A 23,173-nucleotide genomic window follows, 5' to 3' on the forward strand; every position below is an offset into this window, starting at 1 on the left:
TTGGCGGCAAAGCGAATGGAAATGCTATCGCTGAAGTCCGAAATCTTGACGGTGCGTCCGTCTCTGGAGACCGGGCGTGTGCGGACTTTCGTCGGCAGATACGCATCGCAGATCGCGCTTGCGCCTTCGGTCGCGATTGCCTCGATATTCGTCTACGGCTTCATGCTCTGGACAGCCTACATATCGTTCAGCGCTTCAGGGATGTTGCCGGACTATCATTGGCTCGGGCTGCGGCAGTACTACAATTTGTGGTCCAACCCGATCTGGGTGCAATCGGCGAAGAATATCTTCGTTTTCACATTTTTGTACATTCTGCTGACGACCGTGGTCGGTCTGTTTCTTGCTATACTTCTTGACCAGAAAATAAGAGCGGAAGGGGCCTTGCGGCTCATCTACCTCTACCCGATGGCACTTTCATTCGTCGTTACCGGAACGGCGTGGAAGTGGATCCTCAACCCCGGCCTTGGCATAGAACGTGTCTTGCGCAATTGGGGTTGGGAGGATTTTCGGTTTGACTGGTTGGTGAACCCGCGCTTTGCTCTCTACACCGTCGTGCTGGCGGGTGTCTGGCAGGCCTCCGGCTTCGTCATGGCTCTGTTCCTTGCCGGGTTGCGCGGTATAGACGAGGATTTGGTGAAAGCCGCGCGACTTGATGGGGCAGGTGGCCCCTCGATCTATCGGCGCATAATCATCCCGCTTCTTGGCCCAACCTTCGTGACCGTTGCTGTGGTGCTGGTCCAGCAGGCGCTGCGGACCTTCGACCTTGTCGTCGCCCTCACCAACGGTGGGCCGGCCAACAGCACACAGGTGCCGGCGACCTTCATGTACAAGCAGACTTTCGAACGCTCTCAGCTAGGCGTCGGGGCGGCGAGTGCCGTGATGATCTTCATGACAATCCTGGCGATCGTCGTGCCCTATCTCTATACCTCAACCAGGAATGCCTCCGATGAGCACGCATGAAGTGGTGCTGGGGACCGGCCTGGCGCACAGGGTCACCCGCGTCATCATCTACGGCGCGCTTCTGTTCATGGCCGCCATCTATGTCTTTCCGCTTCTTGTCGTGGTGCTGACTTCGCTGAAGTCGCTGGAGGAATTGCGCGCCGGCACAATCATCGACTTTCCCACCGCCCCGACAATGCAGCCATGGTACCAGGCCATGTTCACCGCCTGCATAGGAACAAGTTGCAACGGACTGGCACCATATTTCGTGAACTCGGTGATGATGGTGGTGCCGGCTGTGCTGCTGTCGACCCCGATCGGCGCGGTCAACGGCTTCGCCCTCACCCATTTCAAGTTCCCGGGCCACAATTGGGTCTTCGCGTTTCTCTTGTTTGGTGTCTTCATTCCGCTGCAGATCGTGCTCATCCCATTGGCCTATGTGATGGGTTCGCTTGGCATCGCCAACAGCGTCGTGGGTCTGATCCTGGTCCATGTGATCTATGGCATTGCCTTCACAACGTTGTTCTTTCGCAACTTCTTCGTCACCGTGCCGCACGAGATCGTCGATGCAGCCCGCATGGATGGCGCCAGGTTCCTGCAGATTTTCCGTCGCATCGTGCTTCCCATCGCCATCCCAACGGTGGTGGTGTCGGTCATCTGGCAATTCACCCACATCTGGAACGACTATCTTTTGGCCACCACCTACACCTCCGGTCTGACGTCGCCTGTAACCGTTGGGCTTTACAACATGGTGGCGTCAACCACCGGAACGAAAGAATACAACGTCAACATGGCCGCGGTGTTCTTGACCGCTCTTCCAACCCTTTTGGTGTACGTCTTTGCCGGCCGTTATTTCCTGCGCGGTCTGGTCGCCGGATCCGTCAAGGGTTGAGCCGCGGTCTGACCATCCGAGAAAGACCATCGTGAACTTCACCAGATCTGCTTGCCGTGAGAAATGTCGTGACTGCAATTTTTGATTTTATCATTGTCGGTGCGGGATCGGCAGGTTGTGTGCTGGCAAACCGATTGAGCGCCGATCCGGCAGTCAAGGTGCTGCTGCTGGAAGCCGGACCCAGGGACTGGAATCCCCTGATCCGAATACCGATTGGCGTGAACTATACGGTGGGCGGTCATTTGGATTGGCGGCTGACGAGCGAGCCGGAGCCAGGCGTCGACAACCGGCGCATCAAGCTTCCACGCGGCAAGGTCCTCGGTGGATCGTCGGCGATCAACGGCATGATCTTTGTCCGGGGACATGCCGAGGACTTCAACGACTGGCAGCGGGCAGGCGCCACGGGCTGGGACTGGAATGGTGTCCTGCCCTACTTCAAACGCATGGAGACCTGGCAGGGGCCGGCCTCCCAGGATCGAGGCTCATTTGGGCCGATAACCGTCAGCTACGGCAACTACCGCACGCCTTTGTTCGAAGCCTTCCTCGAGGCCGGGCGGCAAATGGGCATGCCGGTTGTCGAGGACTACAACGCCGGAAACCACGAAGGCTTCGACTGGGTCCAGTACAACATCGACAAGAAGCGCGGCGTTCGCTGTTCGGCCGCGCAAGGCTATTTGCAGCCGATCCGCCACCGCAAGAACCTGACGGTGGCCACGAATGCCCATGTCACCGGCCTCCTTCTGCAAGGACCGCGCTGTACTGGCGTGCGCTACACCATCAAGGGCGTCGAGCACTCGGCTGCCGCCGCCGAGACGATACTGTCTGCCGGTGCCTATATGTCTCCCCATCTCCTGATGCTGGCGGGAATCGGGCCCGCCGAACAGTTGCGCGCTGCCGGCGTCGACCCGATCCTGGACCTTCCAGGCGTGGGCGAGAACCTTCAGGACCACTGCGGCAGTCTTGTGCAGTTCGCCTGCACCAAGCCCCTGACCTACTACTCGTTGAAGCACCCTGTCCGTGGCCTCAAGGCGGCTGCCGAATATGCTTTCAGGCGGACGGGCCCGATAGCCGTCTTCCCGATGTCGGTTCAGGCGTTCCTGCGCAGCAACCCTGCCGAGGAGCGACCCAACCTGCAGGTCCAATTTTATCCCGTGAGCCGCGACCTGAAATCTCCCAAGGGCGAGATCGCGACATTTAATGCCTACACGCTGCAGTTTGGCCTTATGCGGCCGAAGTCGCGGGGCCGGCTCCTGCTGCAATCAAGCGACCCCTTCACCGCGCCCAGGATCCAGCACAACCTTCTTACCGATCCGGCTGACATCCAGGTCCTGACCGAAGGTCTGCGGCTGGCGCGTGAAATCAATGCCCAGGAAGCCTTCCGCGCCTTCACCGGTGAAGAGCTTGACCCGGGCCGGCACATCCAAAGCGACCGCGATATCCAGGCCTATAATCGCCGCAACCTGTTGAACGAGTATCACCCATCCGGCACCTGCAGAATGGGAACCGATGACATGGCGGTCGTCGACCCCGAATTGCGCGTGCGCGGCATAGCGGGCCTGAGAGTGGCGGATGCCTCGGTGATGCCCGTGGTGACCTCAGGAAATACCAACGCTCCAGCGATGATGATTGGAGAAAAGGCTGCGGCAATGGTTATAGGCGAGGATTAACTGCATGCGATTTGCGCCGGGACCGGCCGCCTGGAAGAACCTGAGGCAGTAAGCCGAAAAGGCTTCAAGACATTGGAATATAAGGAAGATCGTGGCCGATACGGCTGCGTTCGATGCCGGTTTGCGCCGCGTGTGTACAAACCACGTGCATACAACACAAAGGTTTGAGGATTGGACCCATGGATGAAATTCGAGACCAGATCAAGGACCTTCAAAGAGAGACGGAGAGGCATGCTTTCTCGGCGTTCAGCCCGGCCGACGCGCTGGGCATTGGCAAGACGTTGCTTGGTCTGGCGGAGGAGGAGGGGCTGCGCGTTGCGATCGGCGTCGACCTCGGGGAACAGGTGATCTTTCGCGCGGCGCTGCCTGGCACCAGCGCTGACTATCAGCATTGGATTGAAAGGAAATTCGCCGCGGTAAGACGTTTTGCCAAGGCTTCCATGCAGCTTGAGCTGCAAGCCAGGCTGGAGCCCGATTTCGCCACCGAACGCGCGCTCGATCCCAGCCGCTACGTGCTGTGCGGAGGCGCGGTGCCGATCTGCGTGGGGACCGCCATGGTCGGTGCCATTGGCTGTGCCGGCCTTGCTTCCATCGACGACCACCGGCTGGTCGTTCGTGCCATCGAAACGTATCGAAAGGCCATTGACGGAAGCTGAGCAGAACTGCATACTGCATGCAGTACAAAATTCCGGCCGGCAAGAAGGAAAGGGATGGGATGTATCCGTTCAAGACAAGCCCCGAGGACGCCCAATGGATCGAAAAGGCCAGAGCCCTCAAGGAGGTCTTTGCCGGACGCGCAAGGCAGGTCGACGCGGCCGGCGGCTGGCCGCATGAGAACTGGCAAGACATCATCGACGGCGGCTTCCTGAAGCTTGGCGTGCCGAAGGAATATGGAGGGTACGCCAACCAGGATGCTGGCTTCAGCAATCTGTGCCACGCCGTGGTCGAGATATTCGCCTCGGCCTGCGGCAGCACCGGCTGGATCATCCAGAACCAGTATCACTGCTTTGGACTGGTCGCCGGGCTCGGCAATGAGGAGCAGAAGCGGCGCATCTTCACTGATGTGGCACAAAACGGAGCGGGCGTGGCGTCGGTCGGTAGCGAGGTCCAGCCGGGTCGCTCACAAGTGGTGCCGCACAAGGATGGCAAGATCTCGTTCGCTTCGGATTTGACGCCCACCGAGGGCGGTTTCCTCGCGAACGGCTTCAAGGGTTTCACCAGCGGTGGCGCGGCGTCGAAATACCTGCTGTTTTGGGCATTGGCCCCCGGGACCGATGACCCCGATGTTGGTGCGAGCGTCTTCGTCATCGAGTTGCCTAACCCCGGGGTCGAGTTCGTCTCCGGTTGGGAAGAGGCCATCGGCATCCGCGCATCGCTGTCGGGCGGTGCCAAGTTCACCAACGTCTTCATTCCGTGGAAGAACGTTCTTGGCGAGCCGGGGGATTTCAACCAGAGCCATCCCTACACCTTCGAGCTTGCCTATGCGGCGCATTCCCTTGGTTCGGCGCAAGGCATCTACGAGGAAGTGCGCGATGCGGTCGCGGCGCGACCGTTCCTTCAGCAAGACGACGTCAACATGTACTCGCTCGGCGAGATGGCCTCCGCGATCGCAGCGACGCGTTCACAACTGTGGTACGCGCAATATCTCTACGACCAGAAGATGTGGGGCGAAGCCTCGCACGCCACTCTCATGGGCCTGCATATGGCCAAGACGACTGTTGGGATGGTCTCGACCAAGGCCTTCGAGATCGTCGGCACGAGGGCGGTGTTCCGGTGGAGCTCCATCCCGCGGCTGATGCGCGATGCACGCGTCGCCACGCTGCATACGCGTGAAAGCATGATCATGAAGACGGTCGCCAAGACCGAACTGTCGCGGGACTATCACCCCAAGGCGAAATATGGTCGTCGGCTCCCCGAGACCGAGCGCAAGACCTGGGCCGATCTGGGCTTCCATTTCAACCGGGATGCAGCATGACGGGCGGTACCGCCAAGGCCGATAGCCCGCTGGCCGTGCTGCCTTTCGACCGGGCGGAATTGAAGCGACGGGTCAGCCGTGTTCTTGCGGAGATGGCTGATCGCGGCGCCGACCTGTTGCTCGTCGATCAGATCGACAGTCTGGCTTACCTGACGGGCTACGCCCACTCCGGTGCCCGCTACCAGGGTGCACTGATCTCACCCTTGGGTGATGTGACCCTGCTGATCCGCTCGGCCGATCAGTTCGGGGCCCAGCGACAGGCCACGATGGATGCGTTTGTCACCTTTGACGATCACAAAGACGAGATCGCGCTCCTGGCGGGCCTCATCCGCGACAGCGGCGCGAAAACGCTGGCCATCGAGACGGACAGCCATTTCCTCACCATCGAGCGATATGAGCGTCTCCAGACAGAAAATCCCGGACTGAAATTCATCGATTTCGGCAAGGTGATTTGGGAACACCGTTTGATCAAGTCGCCGGCCGAGATCGAGGCGTTGCGCCGCGCCTGCGCGATAGCCGACGCCGCGATCCAGGCCGGAACCGACGCAATTGCCGTGGGCCGTTCAGAACGCGAACCCGCCATCGCAACATACCGCAAGGCAATCAGCCTGGGAGCCGACAACGGTCGCGTCGCCGTGTTCGGATACGGCAGCACAGTCGCCAACATGCACGGCCGGCTGGGCGAGCGGATCATGCAGACGGGCGAGCTTTATTTCATTGAGGCTGTTCCGCAGGTTTACGGCTATTCGGGACGCATTGCCCGGCCGATGGCTGTTGGACATGTCTCTGATCGTCAGCGCGCGATTGCGCAGCGTGTCGTCGAGATCCAGGATGAGTTCATCGCCGCCATGGTTCCCGGCGCGATTTCGGGCGAGATTGACCGCGTAGCCCGCGAGACCATGCTTCGCGAAGGCCTGAAGAAGACCTACCCACAGGTCTCGGCTTACACGCTCGGCTATCACGCCGTGCCTCGCACGTCCGATCATACCCGCATCTTCATGCCCAACGAGACGTGGGCACTCGAGCCGAACATGGTTTTCCACGTCATCCATTATTGCGAGGGCATGCCCTTCAGCGAAACGGTTCTGGTCACGCAAAACGGGCCGGTCCGTCTCACTCAGACCGCCAGGGAGATTGCCGTCAGATGAGCCAAGTCGGACAGCGTGTTCTGGTCGTCGGTGGTTCCAGCGGTATGGGCGAGGCTGGCGTGCGGGCTCTCGCCGCCTCCGGCGCGCGCGTAGTCATGGCCGACAGGAAAAAAGCGCCTGGCGACCTGGGCGCCGAGCGGGTTCTCGAAATCGACATCGGCGACGACGCCCTTATTGCCTCTGTGGTGAGCGAGGCGGGCGAAATCCTCGGCGGCCTGGATGCTGTCTGGAACAATGCCGGTGTTTGCCATGTCGGCACGCTCGAAAGCATGGAATTGGACGACTTCGATCTCAGCTTCGCGCTGAACGTTCGCGCCAATGCTGTGCTGGCACGTACTGCGCTTCCGCTGCTGCGTCAGGCCGGAGGCGGCAGCTTGCTTTTCACGGCATCGGCAGCGTCGATCATGGTCGCCAAGGGTTCGTTGCCATACATCGCCTCGAAGTCGGCATTGCTGACGATGACCCGGCAACTCGCGCTGGAATATGCCGGCGACAACATCCGCGTGAACGCTCTTTGCCCTGGTTGGGTGGACACGCCCTTCAACGCACCTGCCTGGGAGATGTTTGGCGGAAGGGAATCCTTCCTCCACAAGGTGCCGGAGCTTGTACCGCTGCATCGCATGGGAACCGTCGAGGAATTCGGCGCCATCGTCCGCTTCATCCTCTCGGCCGATGCACGCTTCATGACCGGCCAGGCGGTTGTGGTCGACGGCGGGGAGTCTTTGATAAAGGGCCCGACCCGCTGATGGGTGATGGCCGGCCACACATGTAGGAACAGCCATGAGCGATATCGTCATCACCAACGCCAGCCTGCTTGATCCACGGGACGCAAGGTTGCGTTCAGGCCAGCAGATCCGGATCGAGGGCCAAAAGATTGTCGAGGTCGCCGGCTCGGTTGGCACGCCCCAGGGAGCGACTAGGATTGATGCCGGCGGTCGTGTCGTGATGCCCGGCCTTATCGATGCACATGTCCACGCGATGGCCTTTGTCAATAATCAGGTGACGCTGGCCAACACCGCACCGTACCTCGTCGCGGCGCACGCCTCGAAGATCCTTGCCGACTATCTGCGGCGGGGCTTTACCACCGTGCGCGATTCCGGCGGTGCGGATGCGGCACTCGCCGATGCCACACGCCTCAACCTGTTTCCTGGTCCGCGCCTTTTCGTGCCGGGCCTGGCGCTGGCGGTCACCGGAGGACTGGGCGATTTCCGGGTGAGGACCGAACATGATCAAGGGTGCCCGCATTGTCGCAGCACGCGCAACATCAGCCGTGTCGTGGATGGCGTGGATGCAGTCCGCCGGGCCGTGCGCGAGGAGATCGCCGCCGGTGCTCATCAGATCAAGTTGATGGCTGGGGGAGGCAACTCCGGGAAATCCTCGATCTACTCGCCGCATTTCTCACTGGAAGAACAGCGGGTCGCCGTGCAGGAGGCGGCCGATTTCGGCACCTATGTGATGGCGCACTGTTATGGCGTCGATGTCATCCGCCGCGCGCTCGAGGCCGGCGTGCGTACGATCGAACACGCGAACCTAATAGACGAAGCTACCGCGCGTCTGGTGGCGGAGAAAAGCGCCTATGTCGTGCCTACGCTGTCGACCTTCGAGGCCAGCATCTTCTACGCCGATCGATTGGGCACGCCCGCGCATATCGTCGAACAGGTCAAGATGATGCTGCGCCGCGGCGTCGAAGCAGTAAAGATCTGCCGCGACGCCGGTGTCAAACTCGGGTTTGGTACCGACCTGGAAGGCGTCATGCATCATTATCAATTGCATGAGTTCAAGATCCGCTCCGCGGTCGAAACGCCTGCCCAGACCTTGCATTCGGCCACAATCGTCAACGCCGAGATCGTGCGGCACGAGGGCAAGCTCGGAGAACTCATCCCCGGCGCCTTCGCCGATATCCTGATCGTCGACGGCAATCCGCTCGAAGACATCGGCGTCTTCCAGGAGGACGGCAGCGGCATTCGCGTCACGATCAAGGACGGCCATCTCCACAAACGTGAAATCTGAGCGGCCATCGGCGCGCCCAAGGCACAATGACGACCTCTCGTCCCTCTTCGGCGCCCCTGTCTGTTCCCGATGAAGCGAAGCTGCGCCTTCAACGTTGAGCGCCAGACGGTTCCTTGTACTTCTGTTCACGCCGGGAACGGTCTGGCGCATGGCCAACTGCAACATTGTCGCGCGACCTCGTCTCACACTTGCTCGATGAGAACGGTCTGACCTGTAGCGGCCGATTGCGCCACCGCCTTTGCCAATTTCACACTCCAAACACCGTCCTCACCCGTCGAGGAGGGGCTACCCTTCCCTTGAACGGCGGCTATGAAATCGGAAACACCGCGGTCATAAGTGACTCTGAGTTCAAGAGGTATGTCTCGCTCACCGTCGGATGTTCGCAAAACGACGCTGCCGCCAGGGGCCTGTGACATGACGTCGATGCCAAGAATGCTGCCGGCGGAGCCATGAATTTCGACGCCGCGCGGGCCATAGCCGACGACGAAACTGTCATGGCATTGCACCAAGATGTCGCCTGGAAATTCCCACACCGACATGACGCTGTCCTCGATGCCGTTCGCCCCTTCGCCGGACGCAGTCGCCAGCGCGGTGATCCTGGTGGGGTTGGTCTCCAGATAGAATCGAAGGAGATCTCCATTGTGCACGGTGATGTCGTAAATAACCCCCGCGCCCGCACTTTTCTCGAAAAGCCTCCAAGTCTTTAGGCTCTGGGGTAACGATCCTGCATGGAAGATGCGAATGGAGTTGACTTTTCCTATCGCTCCTTCTCGCAGGAGCCGCTTTATCGCTAGGTGGCTCTCCATGTTGCGCAGATGGTGGTTCGTAGCGAGTACCACGCCTTTGCGTTTGGCTGCCTCAACGATCGATTGCGCTTCTTTCGGCTCCAAAGCGAGCGGTTTTTCGCAAAGCACGTGCTTGCCGGCTTCGATGGCGGCTAGCGCCTGCGACAGGTGCTGATCGTTCTTGGTGCTTATGTAGACCGCGTCGATTTCTCGATCGCTCAACATCGGCACAAGCGAGTCATAGGCGTCGGGAATACCCATCTGGTCCGAGAAGGCTTGGGCTCGGCTCAAATCACTGCTCACGATGGCCTTGACCCTGCCCAGAGGGTGCTTTCGTATGGAGCCTACCATCCACTCGCGCGCGATGGTGCTGGCGCCGATCAGGCCCCAGGAAACCACTTTCTCGGTCATTGCGATGCACTCCATTCACTCCCGCAGGGATGCGGGATCCTCATGTCGACCATAATTTGTCTGACTAAAATGTCATTTGTCAACATGCTGGCAATTGGAAACTGCGAATGACCCCGGTCTGACTTTTAATTTTATCCTGCAAAAACGGTGGCTTATAGGACATTGCGCGCGCTGTTGCGCGCATACCGAAGGCCTCCCCAGGGGCATGCGCCCGATTTGTGATTGACATATATGTAATAAAAGCTAACGATAAGTCGGACATTCGAAGCCGGCGACCTGAGACGGCGACTCTGAACGACAGGCAAGGCGGCAGTGTCAGCGTCGGGGTGAGGTGGCGCGCGTGTTGTCAAGAAGAGGCGAAAGAAACGCCCGGAAGACCGCAACGAACAACCTTCTATCGCAACCGTATTTTCACCAAGGGGAATGAGAAATGCTTAATCGGAATCTGGTTCTCGCGACGGCCTTGTTGCTGTCCGGTTCGACATCGATGGCGCTGGCGGGCGGGCCGAACGTGGAGGTCATGCACTACTGGACCAGCGGCAGCGAGGCGGCCGGACTGAATGTGCTCAAGAAGCTCCTCGAGGAGCGTGGCGTCACCTGGAGCGACTCGCCGGTGGCCGGCGGTACCGGGATGAACATGGTGCAGGTGCTGCGCGCCCGCATCGCATCCGATACCGCGCCAGCCGCAGCGCAGATGCACGCTCAGCAGGTCCAGGCCTGGGCATCCGAGGGCGTGCTAACCGATCTGACGGACCTCGCCAAGAAGGACGACTGGGCCAAGGTGATTGCTCCGGAACTTGTTCCTCTCATTTCCCATGACGGATCGTATGTCGCGGTTCCGGTGAACGTGCACCGTTCGAACTGGCTCTGGTACAACAAGAAAGTCTTCGATTCCGCCGGCCTGCAACCGCCTACGACCTGGGACGAATTCAACGAAGTTTCCGAAAAGCTTCTCGCCAAGGGCGTGACGCCGCTGGCCTTGGGTGGTCAGCCCTGGCAGGAGTTGGATCTCTTCGAGAATGCTGTTCTTGGCATTGGCGGCGCCGACTTCTACCGCAAGGCTGTCATCGACGAGGACGAAGCAGCGCTTCGCAGCGACACGATGGTCAAGGTCTTCGACCAGCTGCGTAAGATGAACAAATATATCGATTCCAATTATCCCGGCCGCGACTGGAACCTTGCTACCCAGATGGTGATCAAGGGCGAGGCTGGAATGCAGATCATGGGAGACTGGGCGAAAGGCGAGCTGTCGCTAGCCAACCTGCAGCCCAACGTCGACTACGGCTGTGTGCCCGCCCCGGGCACGAAGGGAAGTTACGTCTGGCTGACCGACAATTTCGGCTTCTTCAAGACAAAGGACAAGGACAAACAGGCAGGCCAGCTCGCCATGGCGTCGGCGATCCTGGACAAAGGGTTTCAGGAAGCCTTCAACATCAAGAAGGGCTCCATCCCTTCGCGGATCGACGTTTCCATGGACAAGTTCGACTTCTGCGGCAAGGCCGCCTTTGCGGATCGCGCAGAAGCCCAAAAGAGCCAGAAATCGCTGCCGTCACTGGCACATAATGCCGCGGCCGGGGCAACGAAAACGGGCGTCTTCACCGACGTCGTCTCAACGTTCTTCGAGACGCCCAGCGTGACCTCGCAGCAGGCTATCGACCAACTCGTAACCGGCCTTAAATCCGCGCAGTAGCGGAAAAGATCGAGGTCAGCCGACGATCGCAGCCGTCTAACGAAGCTGCGATCGTCGGCTTTTGCGAGACGAAAGGATTCCTGTGTCAACGACTTTCCCGGTCCTGCAAACCGCGAAGCGCGGGCAATGGCGTGAAGGCTCCGGCGTCAAGCTCTGGCTTGCCCGCAACGCGTCCCAACTGGCGTTGGCTCCATCGGTCGCTATCATCCTTCTGGCGGTCTACGGCTTCATGGTGTGGACGGGGGTAGTGTCGTTCACAGCATCGAAGATGCTCCCATCCTACGAATTTGTCGGCCTCGATCAGTACTGGCGCCTCTGGAGCAATCCAATATGGCGTATCGCGGTCGACAATATCTTCATTTTCGCGATCCTGTTCATTGCGATTGCATCGGTCATCGGGATGGCACTGGCGATCCTGGTCGATCAGAAGATCCGCGCCGAGGGCTTCTTTCGAACGATATACCTCTACCCGATGGCACTGTCGTTCATCGTGACGGGAACAGCCTGGAAGTGGATCCTCAATCCAGGCCTCGGCATCGAGCGAATGGTGCGGCTATGGGGCTGGGATAGCTTCCGGTTCGACTGGTTGGTGGACCCCCGGTTTGCGATCTACACGCTCGTCATCGCAGGCGTGTGGCAGTCGTCCGGATTCGTCATGGCCCTGTTCTTGGCGGCGCTGCGGGGAATCGACGAGGATATCACCAAGGCCGCGAGGCTTGACGGGGCCGGCAGCTTTCAAATCTATCGGCGCATCATCATACCGCAGCTTGGGCCAGCCTTCTTGACTGTGTTCGTCATCCTGACGCAGCAGGCAGTTAAAAGCTTCGACTTGGTGGTCGCTCTAACCGCCGGGGGCCCTGGAAACAGCACACATCTTCCTGCGACATTCATGTACATGCAGACGTTTGGTCGAGACCAGATGGCAGTGGGCGCCGCCAGTGCCATGATGATTTTCATGACAGTCACCGCAGTCGTGGCACCATACCTTTATTCCGACGTGAGGAAACAACGCGATGACACATGACGGCATCGTTCTCGAAAGGGGAGGGCGCTATCATCTCAGGCGCGTATTCATCTATTGCTGCCTGATGTTCATCGCGGCCGTCTATCTGCTGCCGCTCGTGGTCGTGGTATTTACGTCTCTCAAGAATATCGACGAGATACGCAACGGCTCTTTGCTCTCGCTGCCGAAGGCGCCAACCCTGGAAGCTTGGCAGCAAGCCTGGTCCGACGCTTGCATTGGTCTTCAATGTTCAGGTTTGAAGGGCTTCTTTCTCAATTCAATGATCCTGATCGTCCCCGCTGTAGGTCTGTCAACTGCAATCGGAGCCATAAACGGTTTTGCGCTCACGCATTGGAAATTTCGCGGCTCCAACGTTATATTTGCCCTGCTCCTTTTTGGCGTATTCATTCCATTCCAGATCATCCTCATTCCAATGGCTCGTTCGCTCGGCACGGTCGGCCTGGCGAACACTATGCCCGGCCTCATATTGGTTCACGTGGTATATGGGATCCCTTTCACAACGCTGTTCTTCAGGAATTATTTCGTCTCTTTGCCTGCCGAATTGGTCAAGGCCGCAAAGGTAGATGGCGCGGGTTTTTACCAAACCTTCTTTAGGGTCATCCTGCCCATTTCAATCCCTTGTATCGTCGTCGCGGTGATCTGGCAGTTCACTAATATCTGGAATGACTTCCTCTTCGGCACAACATTTACATCCGGCGACAACGTTCCGGTCACCGTAGCTCTAAACAATATTGTCAACACGACCACCGGCGTGAAGCGCTACAACGTGGACATGGCGGCAGTCGTACTGACCGCGCTGCCCACGATTGCCATCTACGTTCTCGCTGGGAAGTACTTCCTTCGCGGGCTGATGGCCGGATCCGTGAAGGGGTAGGGAGAGCCGGCCAGTTTATTGGTATCCTGGCTCCTGGCGCGTCAGCAATGGCGCCCAGGTGGCACAATGGATCTGCGCGCCAGACGGATGAGCAACACATGGACGCTCCTACCACTTTGCAATTGCCATTTGGCTTCGCACTTCAGGCGCATTGGGAATATCACGCCTGGCTGATGTTCACGATCTGGATCGTTCTGGTGCCCGGCATTGTTCTTCTCACCCGGTACGGCAAGCCGCCGCCCTCTCGCGAAGGCATACCGAAGGGAAGTCCTAAACTTGGTAGCAAGCTCTATTGGTTCACCGTTCATCGCCTGGGACTTTCCTTGCTTGGCTTCTGCAGCCTTTGTGGAGGGGCGATCGCCTTGCTGGCGAACGGAGGCTTGAGTGCCACGATCCACGCAGTATTTGGCATTGCAACCGTAGTCCTCGGCATCCTCCAGCTTGTGAGCGCGCGCCTTCGCGGGACCCATGGCGGCCCCGATGCATCCACCCAGAGCGCCATGACCGCGACCGTCGGTCGGGGCGACCATTATGATATGAGCCCACAACGCCGATGGTTTGAGGCCTACCATAAGATTGTCGGGTACTTCACGGTGGCCCTGGCGTTGGGCGCAGTGGTGACAGGTCTGTCGCAATACTGGATCTCTAGCCTAGCTGTCGGCCTCGGCCTCACCGTTATCATGTGGGTGGTGACTATGATCGTCCTGGAGGCAAAGGGATTCCACCACGATACATATCTGTCGAACTTCGGCACCGGAGCTCGTCACCCGTTCAACAAGCTTCGCATCGATCAGTTGAATGGTGACTAGGTACGCTGCTGCCCACTCTCGGCCGTTGGCCGTCTCTGGAGCGTTTTGGCCGGCGGAGCGGCGAACCGCTCTATGTCTTGTTTAAGCAATTCCGGACGGAAAACCGCCCCACTTTTCCTAGGATTGCTCTAAACCGCGCTGTCCTTGACGCTTTCTGGCGCCTTACGCTTCGCGCCAAAGCTGAGCAAGGCGGTGCGTTCGCGCTCCTCCGCCTGCTTTTTCGACCTCACCCGCATCATGTCTTTCCAGCCGATATAGCCGACGAGCCGTTCGTCCTCGCGTGAGACGACCGGCAAATGCGAGATGTTGGCGTTGAGCAGCTTGTCCGAAAGCGCCTCTAGATACTCGTCCGGATAAGCGAGCGTGATCTTGCTGCCGGCGAGCAGCTCGCCGAGGGTCGCGTTGCGGTGCTTGCCGTTACGACGCCAGCGCAGGATCGCCGGCGGATCGATCACGCCGAGCACATGGCCCGCCTCGTCGATCACCGGAAAGCTCGGATGCCGCGTGTCCGGCGCGGTCAGGAAGGTCGCCGCGCCATGTAGCGTCATCGTCGCCGGTACGCTCTCGACCTTGGTCGTCATCACTTCCTTGACCCTGGTTAAGGCGAACGGATCGACGCGGTATTCGCGCACGAGATGGTGCCCGCGCCGCGCCACCTTCTCGGTCAGGATCGAGCGCTTCATCAATAGCACGGTGACCGCGTGCGCGGTCGCGCAGGCCGCGATCAGCGGCACCAGCACATGCGTGTTGCCGGTGAGCTCGGTGGCGAAGAAGGTCGCCGTCAGCGGCGCGCGCATGGTGCCGCCCATCGTCGCCGCCATCGCCAGCAGAGGCCAGAAGCCGGGGCTTGCCTCGGGCAGGATGCCCGACAGCACCGCGCCCATCGTGCCGCCCATGATGAGCAGCGGCGCCAGCACGCCGCCCGATGTCCCGGATCCCAGCGCAACCGACCAGATGACGGCCTTCACCACCAAAAGCAGCAGCGCGGCAGTCGCGACCATGCGGCCGTCGAGCATGTTGGCGATGTTGTCGTAGCCGACGCCAAGCGCGTGCGGCTCGACCAGCCCGCCGATGCCGACCACAAGGCCGCCGATCATCGGCCACCACATCCAGTGTATCGGCAGTTTCTGGAAGGCGTCCTCGCAGGCATAGACCAATTGCGTCAAAAGGCCTGAAAGCAGCCCGGCGGCGATGCCGACCAGCACCCAGCCGCCCAGCCCAGAGATCGATGCCTCCATCGAGCCTGAGAACGGAAAGATCGGACTTGGCAGGTGCAGGAGGGTGCGCTCGACTTCCGCGACGATCGCGGCGACGGCGACAGGGATGAAGCTGCGCGGCGTCCATTCGAACAAGAGCAGCTCGACCGCGAGCATGATGGCGGCGATCGGCGTGCCGAACACCGTCGTCATGCCGGCCGCAGCACCCGCCACCAGCAGCGTCTTGCGCTCATTGTCGCTGACCGGCAGCATCTGCGCGATCAGCGAGCCGATGGCGCCGCCGGTCATGATGATCGGGCCCTCTGCGCCGAACGGGCCGCCCGAGCCGATCGAGATCGCCGACGACAGCGGCTTCAGCACCGCGACCTTGGCGTCGAGCCGCGAGCGCCCCAGCAGGATCGCCTCGATGGCTTCGGGGATGCCATGGCCGCGAATCTTCTCGCTGCCGAAGCGCGCCATCAGGCCGATGATCAGCGCGCCGATCACCGGAACGATCACCGCGGCTAACCCAAGCGGCGTGTCCTCGAGCCTCAGTTCGGCCAGCGAGAACTGGCCGAAATAGGCAATGTTGGTGGCGAGCCGGATGAGTTTCAGGAGCACGATACCGGCAAACAGCCCGGCGGTCGCCACCAGCACGGCAATGGCCGCGATGATGAGCACGCGAGGGTCGGTCGTGAAGTCGCGAAGATGGCCGTTGCCGGCGTGAGCGGATTTCATTGTGGGAGCCCGAGCTTTCTGGCGGCGCGAAGGCCGTCCGTTTTTCGGCGGCTTCATATCGTAATACGATATAATTGCTCAAGGCCGTTTTCGATCATCGGTCCGCGTCATTTTGGACAACGATCGCGTCAGGCTCCGAGCTTTGAAAAGAGTTTGAGCTTTGACGGGAAAGAGCCATAAGTCGAAAATGACGTCTCCGCCGAAAAAGCCGCGCCCAGCCATCAGCCAAGCCGACTACCAGCGGCTGTCCCAGTTCCGTTACCTGATCCGCCGCTTCCTCGAATTCAGCCAGGTTCAGGCCAACGAGGCCGGCCTGACGCCCCGCCAGCACCAGGCGCTGCTGGCGATCAAGGGATTTCCAGGCGGCGGCCCCGTGGCTGTGGGCGATCTCGCCGAGCGGCTACGCATTCGCCACCACAGCGCGGTGGAATTGGTGAACCGCCTTGCCGAGGCAGGCCTGGTGATGCGCGATCACGACAAGGGCGATCACCGCCGCGTCCTGCTGCAGCTCACCCCTTTGGCCGACGATCGCCTGGCCGAATTGTCGGCCGCGCATCTGGACGAGCTTTCGCGCATCGAGCCCATGCTGCGGCGTCTGCTCTCGCGCCAGGAAGAGATGTAGATCAAGGGGAAGTAGCGGGCTGCGAAGGGAGGATCGCAGCCCGCCAGGCCGGCCTCGGGAGGACGAGGCCGGCTAGGTCTAGCGTCCCGCCTTTTTGCGCCAGGCCTCATATTTTTCCTGGTTTTCTGGTTTCGTGCAGGGATAGAGCCCTATGATCGACGCGCCGCCACGGACCTCCTCCAGGACGAAATCCTCGAAGCTTTCCATCCCGGTGCATTCCTCAGCAATCTCGTCGGCGAGGTGAGCCGGGACCACCATTACGCCGTCCTTGTCCCCGACAAGGACGTCGCCAGGGAAGATCGGCGCATCCCCGCACGAAATGGGCACGTTGATGTCCAGTGCTTCATGATGTGTCAGGTTGGTTGGCGCAGACGGCCTGGCGTAGTATGCGGGCATGTCCAGCGCGCCTATGCCTTCCGCATCGCGGAAGCCCCCATCCGAGACCACGCCCGCCGCGCCGCGCAACGCCAGCCTCGTGATCAAAATAGAGCCCGCGGTCGCAGCCCTGGCGTCCTTGCGCGCGTCCATTACGAGGACATGGCCGGGTGGGCAAGTCTCCATCGCAACGCGCTGTGGATGCTCCGGATTCCGGAAAACGGTGATCGGATTGCGATCTTCGCGCGCGGGAATGTAGCGCAGTGTGAATGCCGGGCCGACCATGTTGTCCTGTTTGGGCGCAACCGGAACGACGCCCTGAATGAATTGGTTGCGCAGCCCTCGCTTGTAGAGTGCCGTGGCAATGGATGCGGTGGATATCTTCTTCAGCTTCGCTCGCGTTTCGTCAGATAAGTTGTGTTCGCTCATGCTTTCCTCGAGTTCACTTGGTTAGACCGTTTTGGCGGTCGGCCGCGATGCTGCCGGCATCGCGCTCGGCGGCAGGTCCATAGCCGCCCCCACCGGGCGTTTCGACGACAAGCCTGTCGCCCTCGGGCACCAGCTGCTTGCCTTTGCCGTTGAGCGATCTGCCTGACTTCAGCGCGACTTTCCCCGGAGCACCGTTTTCGCCGCCGAAGCGTCCGCGTGCGGGGTTCTCGATGCGGTCGAGGGCTGCGTAGATGTAGAACGGATGGCCTTCGCGATGACCGATCTCGATGCTTTGACCGAGACCGCCACGAAATTTACCAGCTCCGCCCGAACCGGCACGCAATTCCTTGCGCCAGAAAATGAGCGGGGTCAGGGTCTCGAGGATCTCGACAGGAACACCAGACACCCCCGACGGGAAGGCCGTGGCGTTGAGCCCATCCAGCCGCGAGCGGGCTCCGGTGCCGCCGGTCTGAACCGACAGCGCCGAGAAGCGTCGCGTCCCAGCAATGCCTTGTGTGAGGCACGCGTCATGCGCGTCTTCAAGGATGAGGTTCCACAGAGCTGACGCGCCCTCGGCCAAAACGTTCTCGGGAACCAGTTGCGCAAGACAGCCATAGACCACATCGGGCAGCATCTGGCCGATGACGTGTCGCGACGATACCGGGGCAGGACGTTGGGCGTTGACGATTGTCTCTTCGGGAGCCGTGACCGTCACGACAGATAGCGAGCCCGAATTGTTCGGGACCTCAGGGAACAGCGCGCAGGCGACGGCATAGGTCGAATAGGCCTGGGCATAGCTGATCGGCACGTTGATTCCGCGCGCTGAAAGGCCCGATGTGCCAGTAAAATCCACCGTGATGTGATCGTCCGCAATCCGGGTCGTTGCCTTCAAGGTGACCGGCCGGTCATAACCGTCGATCACCATTTCCGCCTCGGCTGTGCCTTTCGGAATTGCGTAGATCGCCTTCAGGGCTGCGTCGCGTGAGCGCCTGACAATCTGGTCGCAGAGCGCGGTCAGATCGGTAAGATGAAACTCCTCCAACATGTCCGCCAGCCGGCTCACTCCGATCTGATTGCAGGCGGCGAGGGACATCAGATCGCCTTCGAGTTCAGCCGGGTAGCGCGAATTCGAGCGCGCGAGGCTTATCAGGGTCTGATCGATCTCGCCCGCCGTGACCATTGCAAGCGGGGGGACATAAAAACCCTCCTCGAAGACATCGCGGCCGTCCGGGCCGAAGCCGATGCCTCCGACGTCCATGAAATGACAAGTCGATGCAAAAAGTCCAACCAGATGGCCCCGATGGAAGGCGGGCGTTACCGCGACGAAGTCATGCAGATGGCCCGTCCCCATCCAAGGGTCGTTGGTGACATAGACATCACCCTCGCGCATGGTGCCTGCGGGATAGCGGTTCAGGAAGTGCAGCACCGAGGCGGCCATCGTATTGACATGTCCGGGCGTGCCTGTCACCGCCTGCGCGATCATGCGGCCGTCTGGGTGGAAGTAGCCGGCAGAAAGGTCGCCCGATTCGCGGACGATCGGGCTGAATGCCGTGCGGCGTAAGGCCTGGGCCTGTTCCTCGACAACGGCGATAAGGCGGTTCCACATGATCTGGAACTCGATCTCGCCAATCTGCTGGATTTCAGGGCTGACGGTCATTTGTCGCTCCCTTGCGATCGGACTGTCGGGCCGCTTGTGCGGCAAGATTGGTCAGGACCAGATGGCCGAACGCATTGCATTCGACACAAAAGTCCCTCGGAACGACCGTGTTGGTCTCCCGCTCGGTGATGACGAGCGGCCCAGTCAGGATGATGCCCGGGCCAAGCTCGGAGCGCTCATAGACAGGAGCGTGGACGGTGCTGCCATCGATTTCGGTGAAGGGGGTCTCGCCCGACGGTTCGATCTTGCGACAGCTGCCATTTGAGGCGTCATCCGCCGCGAGGACAGGTTGTTCGGCAGATGCGGTTACCGCCCACGTGAGAACCTCAATCTCGTGATTGGGCAGGAAGCGACCGAAGACCTCTTTGTATCGACGATCGAATGCCTCCTTTAAAGCCGCGCCGTCGATCCCGCCATCTGCCGCGAATGGCAGATCGACCTCGAGTTCGTGGCCCTGCCCAACATAACGCAGGAACGCTGAGACATGCGCCTTGATGGGTTGGCCCCCAGCTGCCGGAGCAACCACGGCGCTGGCCTCCTGCTTCATCTGTGCGATGAGGTCGGCAGTGGCAGCATTGTTGACGCGGTCCAGCCGGCTATGGCGGCTCCGCACGACCTCGTAGGCCAAAGGGGCCTCCAGAAAGCCGATGGCAGATCCGACGCCGGCTCCCTTGGGCACGATCACATTGACCAAGGACAATTTTCTTGCCAGTTGCGCTGCGTGCATCGGAGCGGCGCCGCCAAAGGCGATCATTGCGCGGCGCCGCAGGTCCTTGCCGTGCTCGGCGGCATGGACCCGGCTGGCGTTTGACATGTTCTCCTCGACGATCGCGGTGACCGCGGCGGCGGCCTGGACGGGCGTCAAGCGCAACTTATCTCCTACCTCGCTGGATAGCGCTTGCTCTGCCAGGTCGCGCCGCAAGACCATGCGGCCGTCAGCGAATTTTCGGGTGTCGATCCGCCCCAGCACGAAATCACCGTCGGTGACAGTCGGCCGACGGCCGCCGATTCCGTAACAAGCCGGCCCTGGCTCCGAAGAAGCACTCTCAGGACCGACCGTGAGGCGCCCCATGCTGTCGACCTGGGCGATCGAGCCGCCTCCTGCGCCGATCTCGACCATTTCGATCACTGGTATCCGGACCGGCAGGCCCGAACCCTTGAGGAACCGCTCGGTCCGATCCACCTCGAAGCTGCGCGATTTCAGCGGCTGGCCATGGTCGATCAGACAGATCTTGGCGGTCGTTCCCCCCATGTCGAATGAGACGATCGCGTCAAGATCGCATTCCTTAGCGATCTTGGCTGCAAGGATTGCCCCACCGGCCGGGCCGGATTCGACCAAACGAATCGGGTAATCGGCGGCCTGGTCGACGGTCGTGAGACCTCCGCCCGAGGTCATAAGCAGGATCGGCGCGTTGAGCCCCTTTTGCGCCAACTTAGCTTTGAGCCGGCCAAGATAACCGGCCATGATTGGACGGATATAGGCGTTAGCAACCGTGGTCGAGGTGCGCTCGTACTCACGAACCTCGGGGCACGTCTCCGAGGAGATACAAAAATAAACGTCGGGCAGCATGGCCGACAGGATTTCCCGCACGCGCACCTCATGCGATGGATTCGCATAGGCATGGATCAACGAGATGGCGATCGACTGAACGTCTTGCTCCTTCAATGAATGCGCAAGTGCGACGACATGTGCGTCATCGAGCTCGAGCAGGACGCTCCCATCGGAGGCGACCCGCTCTGGTATGGTGAACCGCAAGCCGCGGCCCACCAACGGCCGTGGCTTCTTGATGAAGATGTCGTACTGGTCATGTCGGCTTTCCGAGCCAATTTCGATCGTGTCGCGGAAGCCTTGCGTGGTGATCAGTGCCGTCTTGGCACCACGGCGTTCGATAATTGCGTTCGTCGCCAACGTGGTGCCGTGGAGGAAGACGTCAAGGTCACCGAATCCAAGCCCCTGCGTTTCCAGCAGGCCCTGCACGCCGTCGATAACGGCGCGTTCGGGCGCCTGATGGGTCGTCAGGATTTTGGTCGAGGTGCGGACGCCGCCAATCTCGATCACGATATCGGTGAAAGTGCCACCGATGTCGGCGGACGCTCTGTTGACGCGGGAAACCATCAGCACTCCATTGTCGGCAGAAGTTTTCATATTTGTAATTTTTTCGATTAGTTGTCAATCAATCTTGCGCGAAGACTGACGCACAGAGCCTTCGATCGGGCCTGTCGGGGGCCGGCCCATAGGGATTTGGCCGTCGCGGCAGCAGCTGGAACCCATTAAATGTCCGGCCACGATTTACAGTCAGCTAATTTTTGGACTATCTGACCAGCGAAAGGGAGTTGACAAATATGTAATTTTGCTGCCCGCTTTGCGCAGCGTTTTCGACGCGCTTCGACAGATCAGGTCAAGGCGCACGCAGACTGGAATGCAGGGATTTGGAATGACTTCTGGTTTTATTCCGCCAAAAGCGGTCAGACAATTTGGAAGCTGGATCGACGGCGCGTGGTCGGTGAGTCAAGGCGCGCAAAGTGTGTCGGTCAACCCGGCCAATGGCACGCCGGTTTCGCTGTTGCATGAGGCGGGGGAAGGCTTGGTCGATCAGGCCTGTGTGAGCGCTCACGCTGCCTTCGAGGCCAGATGGCGCCTATCGAGTGGGGAGCAACGCTCCAACGTGTTGCTGCGAACCGCCAGTCTAATTCGCGAAAATGTGGATGAACTGGCCTGGTTCGAAATGGCCGAAAGCGGCAAGCCGCACAAGCAGGCGAGGGTTGAGATCGAGCGGTCGGCCATGCTGTGGGAATTTGCCGCCACGCAGGCCCGCTCTCTTACGGGCGACAGTTTTGGCGGCCTGGGTAAGGACTATTTGGCCTTGACACTGCGCGCGCCAGTCGGCGTGGCTGGCATCGTGACGCCCTGGAACTTTCCGTTCTTGATCATCAGCCAGAAGCTGCCGTTTGCCCTTGCAGCCGGCTGTGCGGCTGTCGTGAAGCCATCGGAGCTGACTTCGGCCACGACACTGCTCTTGGGTCCTATCCTCAAGCAGGCAGGCCTGCCCGATGGGGTGTGCAACATCGTGACCGGCAGCGGCAGGGTGACCGGGGAGGCTTTGCTTAAGCACCCGCTGGCTCGAATGATCTCCTTCACCGGATCGACGGCGGTGGGCAAACACGCCATGGAAATCGGCGCTCGGGTATTGAAGAAGGTTTCACTCGAGCTAGGCGGCAAGAACGCCCACATCGTCATGAATGATGCCGATCTGGGAGCCGCGCTCGACGCCGCCCTGCATGGAGCCTTTCTCAACGCCGGCCAATCGTGCAATCAAGGCGGTCGTATCCTGCTTCAGAACGGCATCGCCAAGGATTTCACGCGAAAGTTTATCGAGGCCGCACGGTCCATCCCCGTCGGCGACACGCTGCGCGACGACGTGCTGATGGGTCCAATCATCAGCGAAGCGCAGTATCGCAAGATTCTGGGCTACATCGAGATCGGCAAAGCCGAAGGCGCGACGCTTGCCCTTGGCGGTACGTATCGGGAAGAGGCCGGCGGGCGCTACATCGACCCGACCGTTTTCACCGAGGTCGCATCCAGCATGCGGATTGCCCAGGAGGAAATATTCGGTCCAGTTTGCACCATCCAGACTTTCGAGACGCTAGAAGAGGCCTTCGCCATTGCCAATGGCACCGACTACGGTTTGTCGGCCGGCATATGGACGGGCGACACAGCCGCGGCGCTGAGGGCTGCACGGGAGCTGGAGGCCGGAACCGTTTGGGTCAACACCTATCTCGACGGACCCGCTGAACTTCCGTTTGGCGGCCTCGGCGCGAGCGGAATCGGGCGCGAGGTTGGCCGCGTCGGATGCGAAGAGTTCATGGACATCAAAACTGTCCAATTGCGCAGCGGCGGATATCAGCCGCGTTGGATCGGCAAGGCCATCTGA

General features: G+C 60.4%; 19 protein-coding genes. 14 read left to right on the top strand and 5 right to left on the bottom strand.

Going from position 1 to position 23,173, the window contains the following annotated elements; all coding sequences use genetic code 11:
* The first annotated feature begins 15 nt into the window (after positions 1-15).
* The 8 genes from EN852_RS14200 to EN852_RS14235 all read left to right on the top strand — a co-directional run bounded on the left by EN852_RS14200 (position 16) and on the right by EN852_RS14235 (position 8,631).
* Complete coding sequence (locus EN852_RS14200; RefSeq protein ID WP_246694285.1) at positions 16-960, top strand: sugar ABC transporter permease; 945 nt, start codon at positions 16-18, stop codon at positions 958-960.
* Positions 947-1,831 carry a carbohydrate ABC transporter permease gene (locus EN852_RS14205; protein ID WP_127405632.1) on the top strand — a complete coding sequence of 295 codons (885 nt, stop codon included), beginning with the start codon at positions 947-949 and terminating at the stop codon, positions 1,829-1,831. Before EN852_RS14200 ends, EN852_RS14205 begins: the two co-directional genes overlap by 14 nt.
* A 68-nt stretch (positions 1,832-1,899) precedes the next feature.
* Positions 1,900-3,498, top strand: a complete 1,599-nt coding sequence (locus tag EN852_RS14210; protein ID WP_127875732.1) for a GMC family oxidoreductase N-terminal domain-containing protein — start codon at positions 1,900-1,902, stop codon at positions 3,496-3,498.
* Positions 3,499-3,677: 179 nt separating this feature from the next.
* Positions 3,678-4,154, top strand: coding sequence for a heme-binding protein (locus EN852_RS14215; RefSeq protein ID WP_189401898.1), 477 nt, complete (start codon positions 3,678-3,680; stop codon positions 4,152-4,154).
* A 17-nt stretch (positions 4,155-4,171) separates the two neighbouring features.
* Complete coding sequence (locus EN852_RS14220) at positions 4,172-5,473, top strand: acyl-CoA dehydrogenase family protein (RefSeq protein WP_127875731.1); 1,302 nt, start codon at positions 4,172-4,174, stop codon at positions 5,471-5,473.
* Positions 5,470-6,621, top strand: coding sequence for a Xaa-Pro peptidase family protein (locus EN852_RS14225; protein ID WP_127875730.1), 1,152 nt, complete (start codon positions 5,470-5,472; stop codon positions 6,619-6,621). The genes EN852_RS14220 and EN852_RS14225 overlap by 4 nt, the downstream gene beginning before the upstream one ends.
* Positions 6,618-7,367: an SDR family oxidoreductase gene (locus tag EN852_RS14230; protein WP_127868172.1), complete on the top strand. Its 750-nt coding sequence runs from the start codon at positions 6,618-6,620 to the stop codon at positions 7,365-7,367. The genes EN852_RS14225 and EN852_RS14230 overlap by 4 nt, the downstream gene beginning before the upstream one ends.
* A 34-nt stretch (positions 7,368-7,401) precedes the next feature.
* Positions 7,402-8,631 carry an amidohydrolase family protein gene (locus EN852_RS14235; RefSeq protein ID WP_127868173.1) on the top strand — a complete coding sequence of 410 codons (1,230 nt, stop codon included), beginning with the start codon at positions 7,402-7,404 and terminating at the stop codon, positions 8,629-8,631.
* A gap of 182 nt (positions 8,632-8,813) precedes the next feature.
* On the opposite strand, the gene EN852_RS14240 is transcribed toward EN852_RS14235, so the two are convergent.
* The gene (locus EN852_RS14240; RefSeq protein ID WP_127875729.1) at positions 8,814-9,827 is read right to left on the bottom strand and encodes a Gfo/Idh/MocA family oxidoreductase; all 1,014 of its coding nucleotides are present in this window, start codon (positions 9,825-9,827) and stop codon (positions 8,814-8,816) included.
* Positions 9,828-10,257: 430 nt separating this feature from the next.
* Between EN852_RS14240 and EN852_RS14245 the strand changes: the two genes are divergently transcribed.
* The 4 genes from EN852_RS14245 to EN852_RS14260 all read left to right on the top strand — a co-directional run bounded on the left by EN852_RS14245 (position 10,258) and on the right by EN852_RS14260 (position 14,224).
* Positions 10,258-11,517 (top strand): ABC transporter substrate-binding protein, encoded by a 1,260-nt coding sequence (locus tag EN852_RS14245; RefSeq protein ID WP_127875728.1) that lies wholly within the window; start codon positions 10,258-10,260, stop codon positions 11,515-11,517.
* 178 nt (positions 11,518-11,695) lie between these two features.
* On the top strand, positions 11,696-12,541 hold the full coding sequence (locus EN852_RS14250; RefSeq protein WP_246694294.1) for a sugar ABC transporter permease: 846 nt from the start codon (positions 11,696-11,698) through the stop codon (positions 12,539-12,541).
* Positions 12,531-13,415 carry a carbohydrate ABC transporter permease gene (locus EN852_RS14255; protein WP_127868176.1) on the top strand — a complete coding sequence of 295 codons (885 nt, stop codon included), beginning with the start codon at positions 12,531-12,533 and terminating at the stop codon, positions 13,413-13,415. The genes EN852_RS14250 and EN852_RS14255 overlap by 11 nt, the downstream gene beginning before the upstream one ends.
* Positions 13,416-13,513: 98 nt before the next feature.
* Positions 13,514-14,224: a cytochrome b561 domain-containing protein gene (locus EN852_RS14260; protein ID WP_127875727.1), complete on the top strand. Its 711-nt coding sequence runs from the start codon at positions 13,514-13,516 to the stop codon at positions 14,222-14,224.
* A gap of 128 nt (positions 14,225-14,352) precedes the next feature.
* Here the strand turns inward: EN852_RS14260 and EN852_RS14265 are convergent, their stop codons facing one another.
* The gene (locus EN852_RS14265; protein ID WP_127875726.1) at positions 14,353-16,158 is read right to left on the bottom strand and encodes a chloride channel protein; all 1,806 of its coding nucleotides are present in this window, start codon (positions 16,156-16,158) and stop codon (positions 14,353-14,355) included.
* A 187-nt stretch (positions 16,159-16,345) separates the two neighbouring features.
* On the opposite strand from EN852_RS14265, the gene EN852_RS14270 reads away from it, so the two are divergent.
* The gene (locus EN852_RS14270) at positions 16,346-16,780 is read left to right on the top strand and encodes a helix-turn-helix domain-containing protein (protein ID WP_127875725.1); all 435 of its coding nucleotides are present in this window, start codon (positions 16,346-16,348) and stop codon (positions 16,778-16,780) included.
* A 78-nt stretch (positions 16,781-16,858) separates the two neighbouring features.
* On the opposite strand, the gene EN852_RS14275 is transcribed toward EN852_RS14270, so the two are convergent.
* Genes EN852_RS14275 through EN852_RS14285 form a run of 3 tightly spaced genes read right to left on the bottom strand, consistent with a single transcriptional unit; the run spans position 16,859 to position 21,357 of the window.
* Complete coding sequence (locus EN852_RS14275) at positions 16,859-17,584, bottom strand: ribonuclease activity regulator RraA (protein ID WP_127875724.1); 726 nt, start codon at positions 17,582-17,584, stop codon at positions 16,859-16,861.
* 13 nt (positions 17,585-17,597) lie between these two features.
* Positions 17,598-19,241, bottom strand: coding sequence for a hydantoinase B/oxoprolinase family protein (locus EN852_RS14280; protein ID WP_127875855.1), 1,644 nt, complete (start codon positions 19,239-19,241; stop codon positions 17,598-17,600).
* Complete coding sequence (locus EN852_RS14285; protein WP_127875723.1) at positions 19,225-21,357, bottom strand: hydantoinase/oxoprolinase family protein; 2,133 nt, start codon at positions 21,355-21,357, stop codon at positions 19,225-19,227. The genes EN852_RS14280 and EN852_RS14285 overlap by 17 nt, the downstream gene beginning before the upstream one ends.
* Positions 21,358-21,676: 319 nt before the next feature.
* On the opposite strand from EN852_RS14285, the gene EN852_RS14290 reads away from it, so the two are divergent.
* Positions 21,677-23,173 (top strand): aldehyde dehydrogenase family protein, encoded by a 1,497-nt coding sequence (locus tag EN852_RS14290; protein ID WP_189545928.1) that lies wholly within the window; start codon positions 21,677-21,679, stop codon positions 23,171-23,173.

The sequence above is a fragment of the Mesorhizobium sp. M2E.F.Ca.ET.209.01.1.1 genome (assembly GCF_004010375.2).
Classification (GTDB): Bacteria; Pseudomonadota; Alphaproteobacteria; order Rhizobiales; family Rhizobiaceae; genus Mesorhizobium.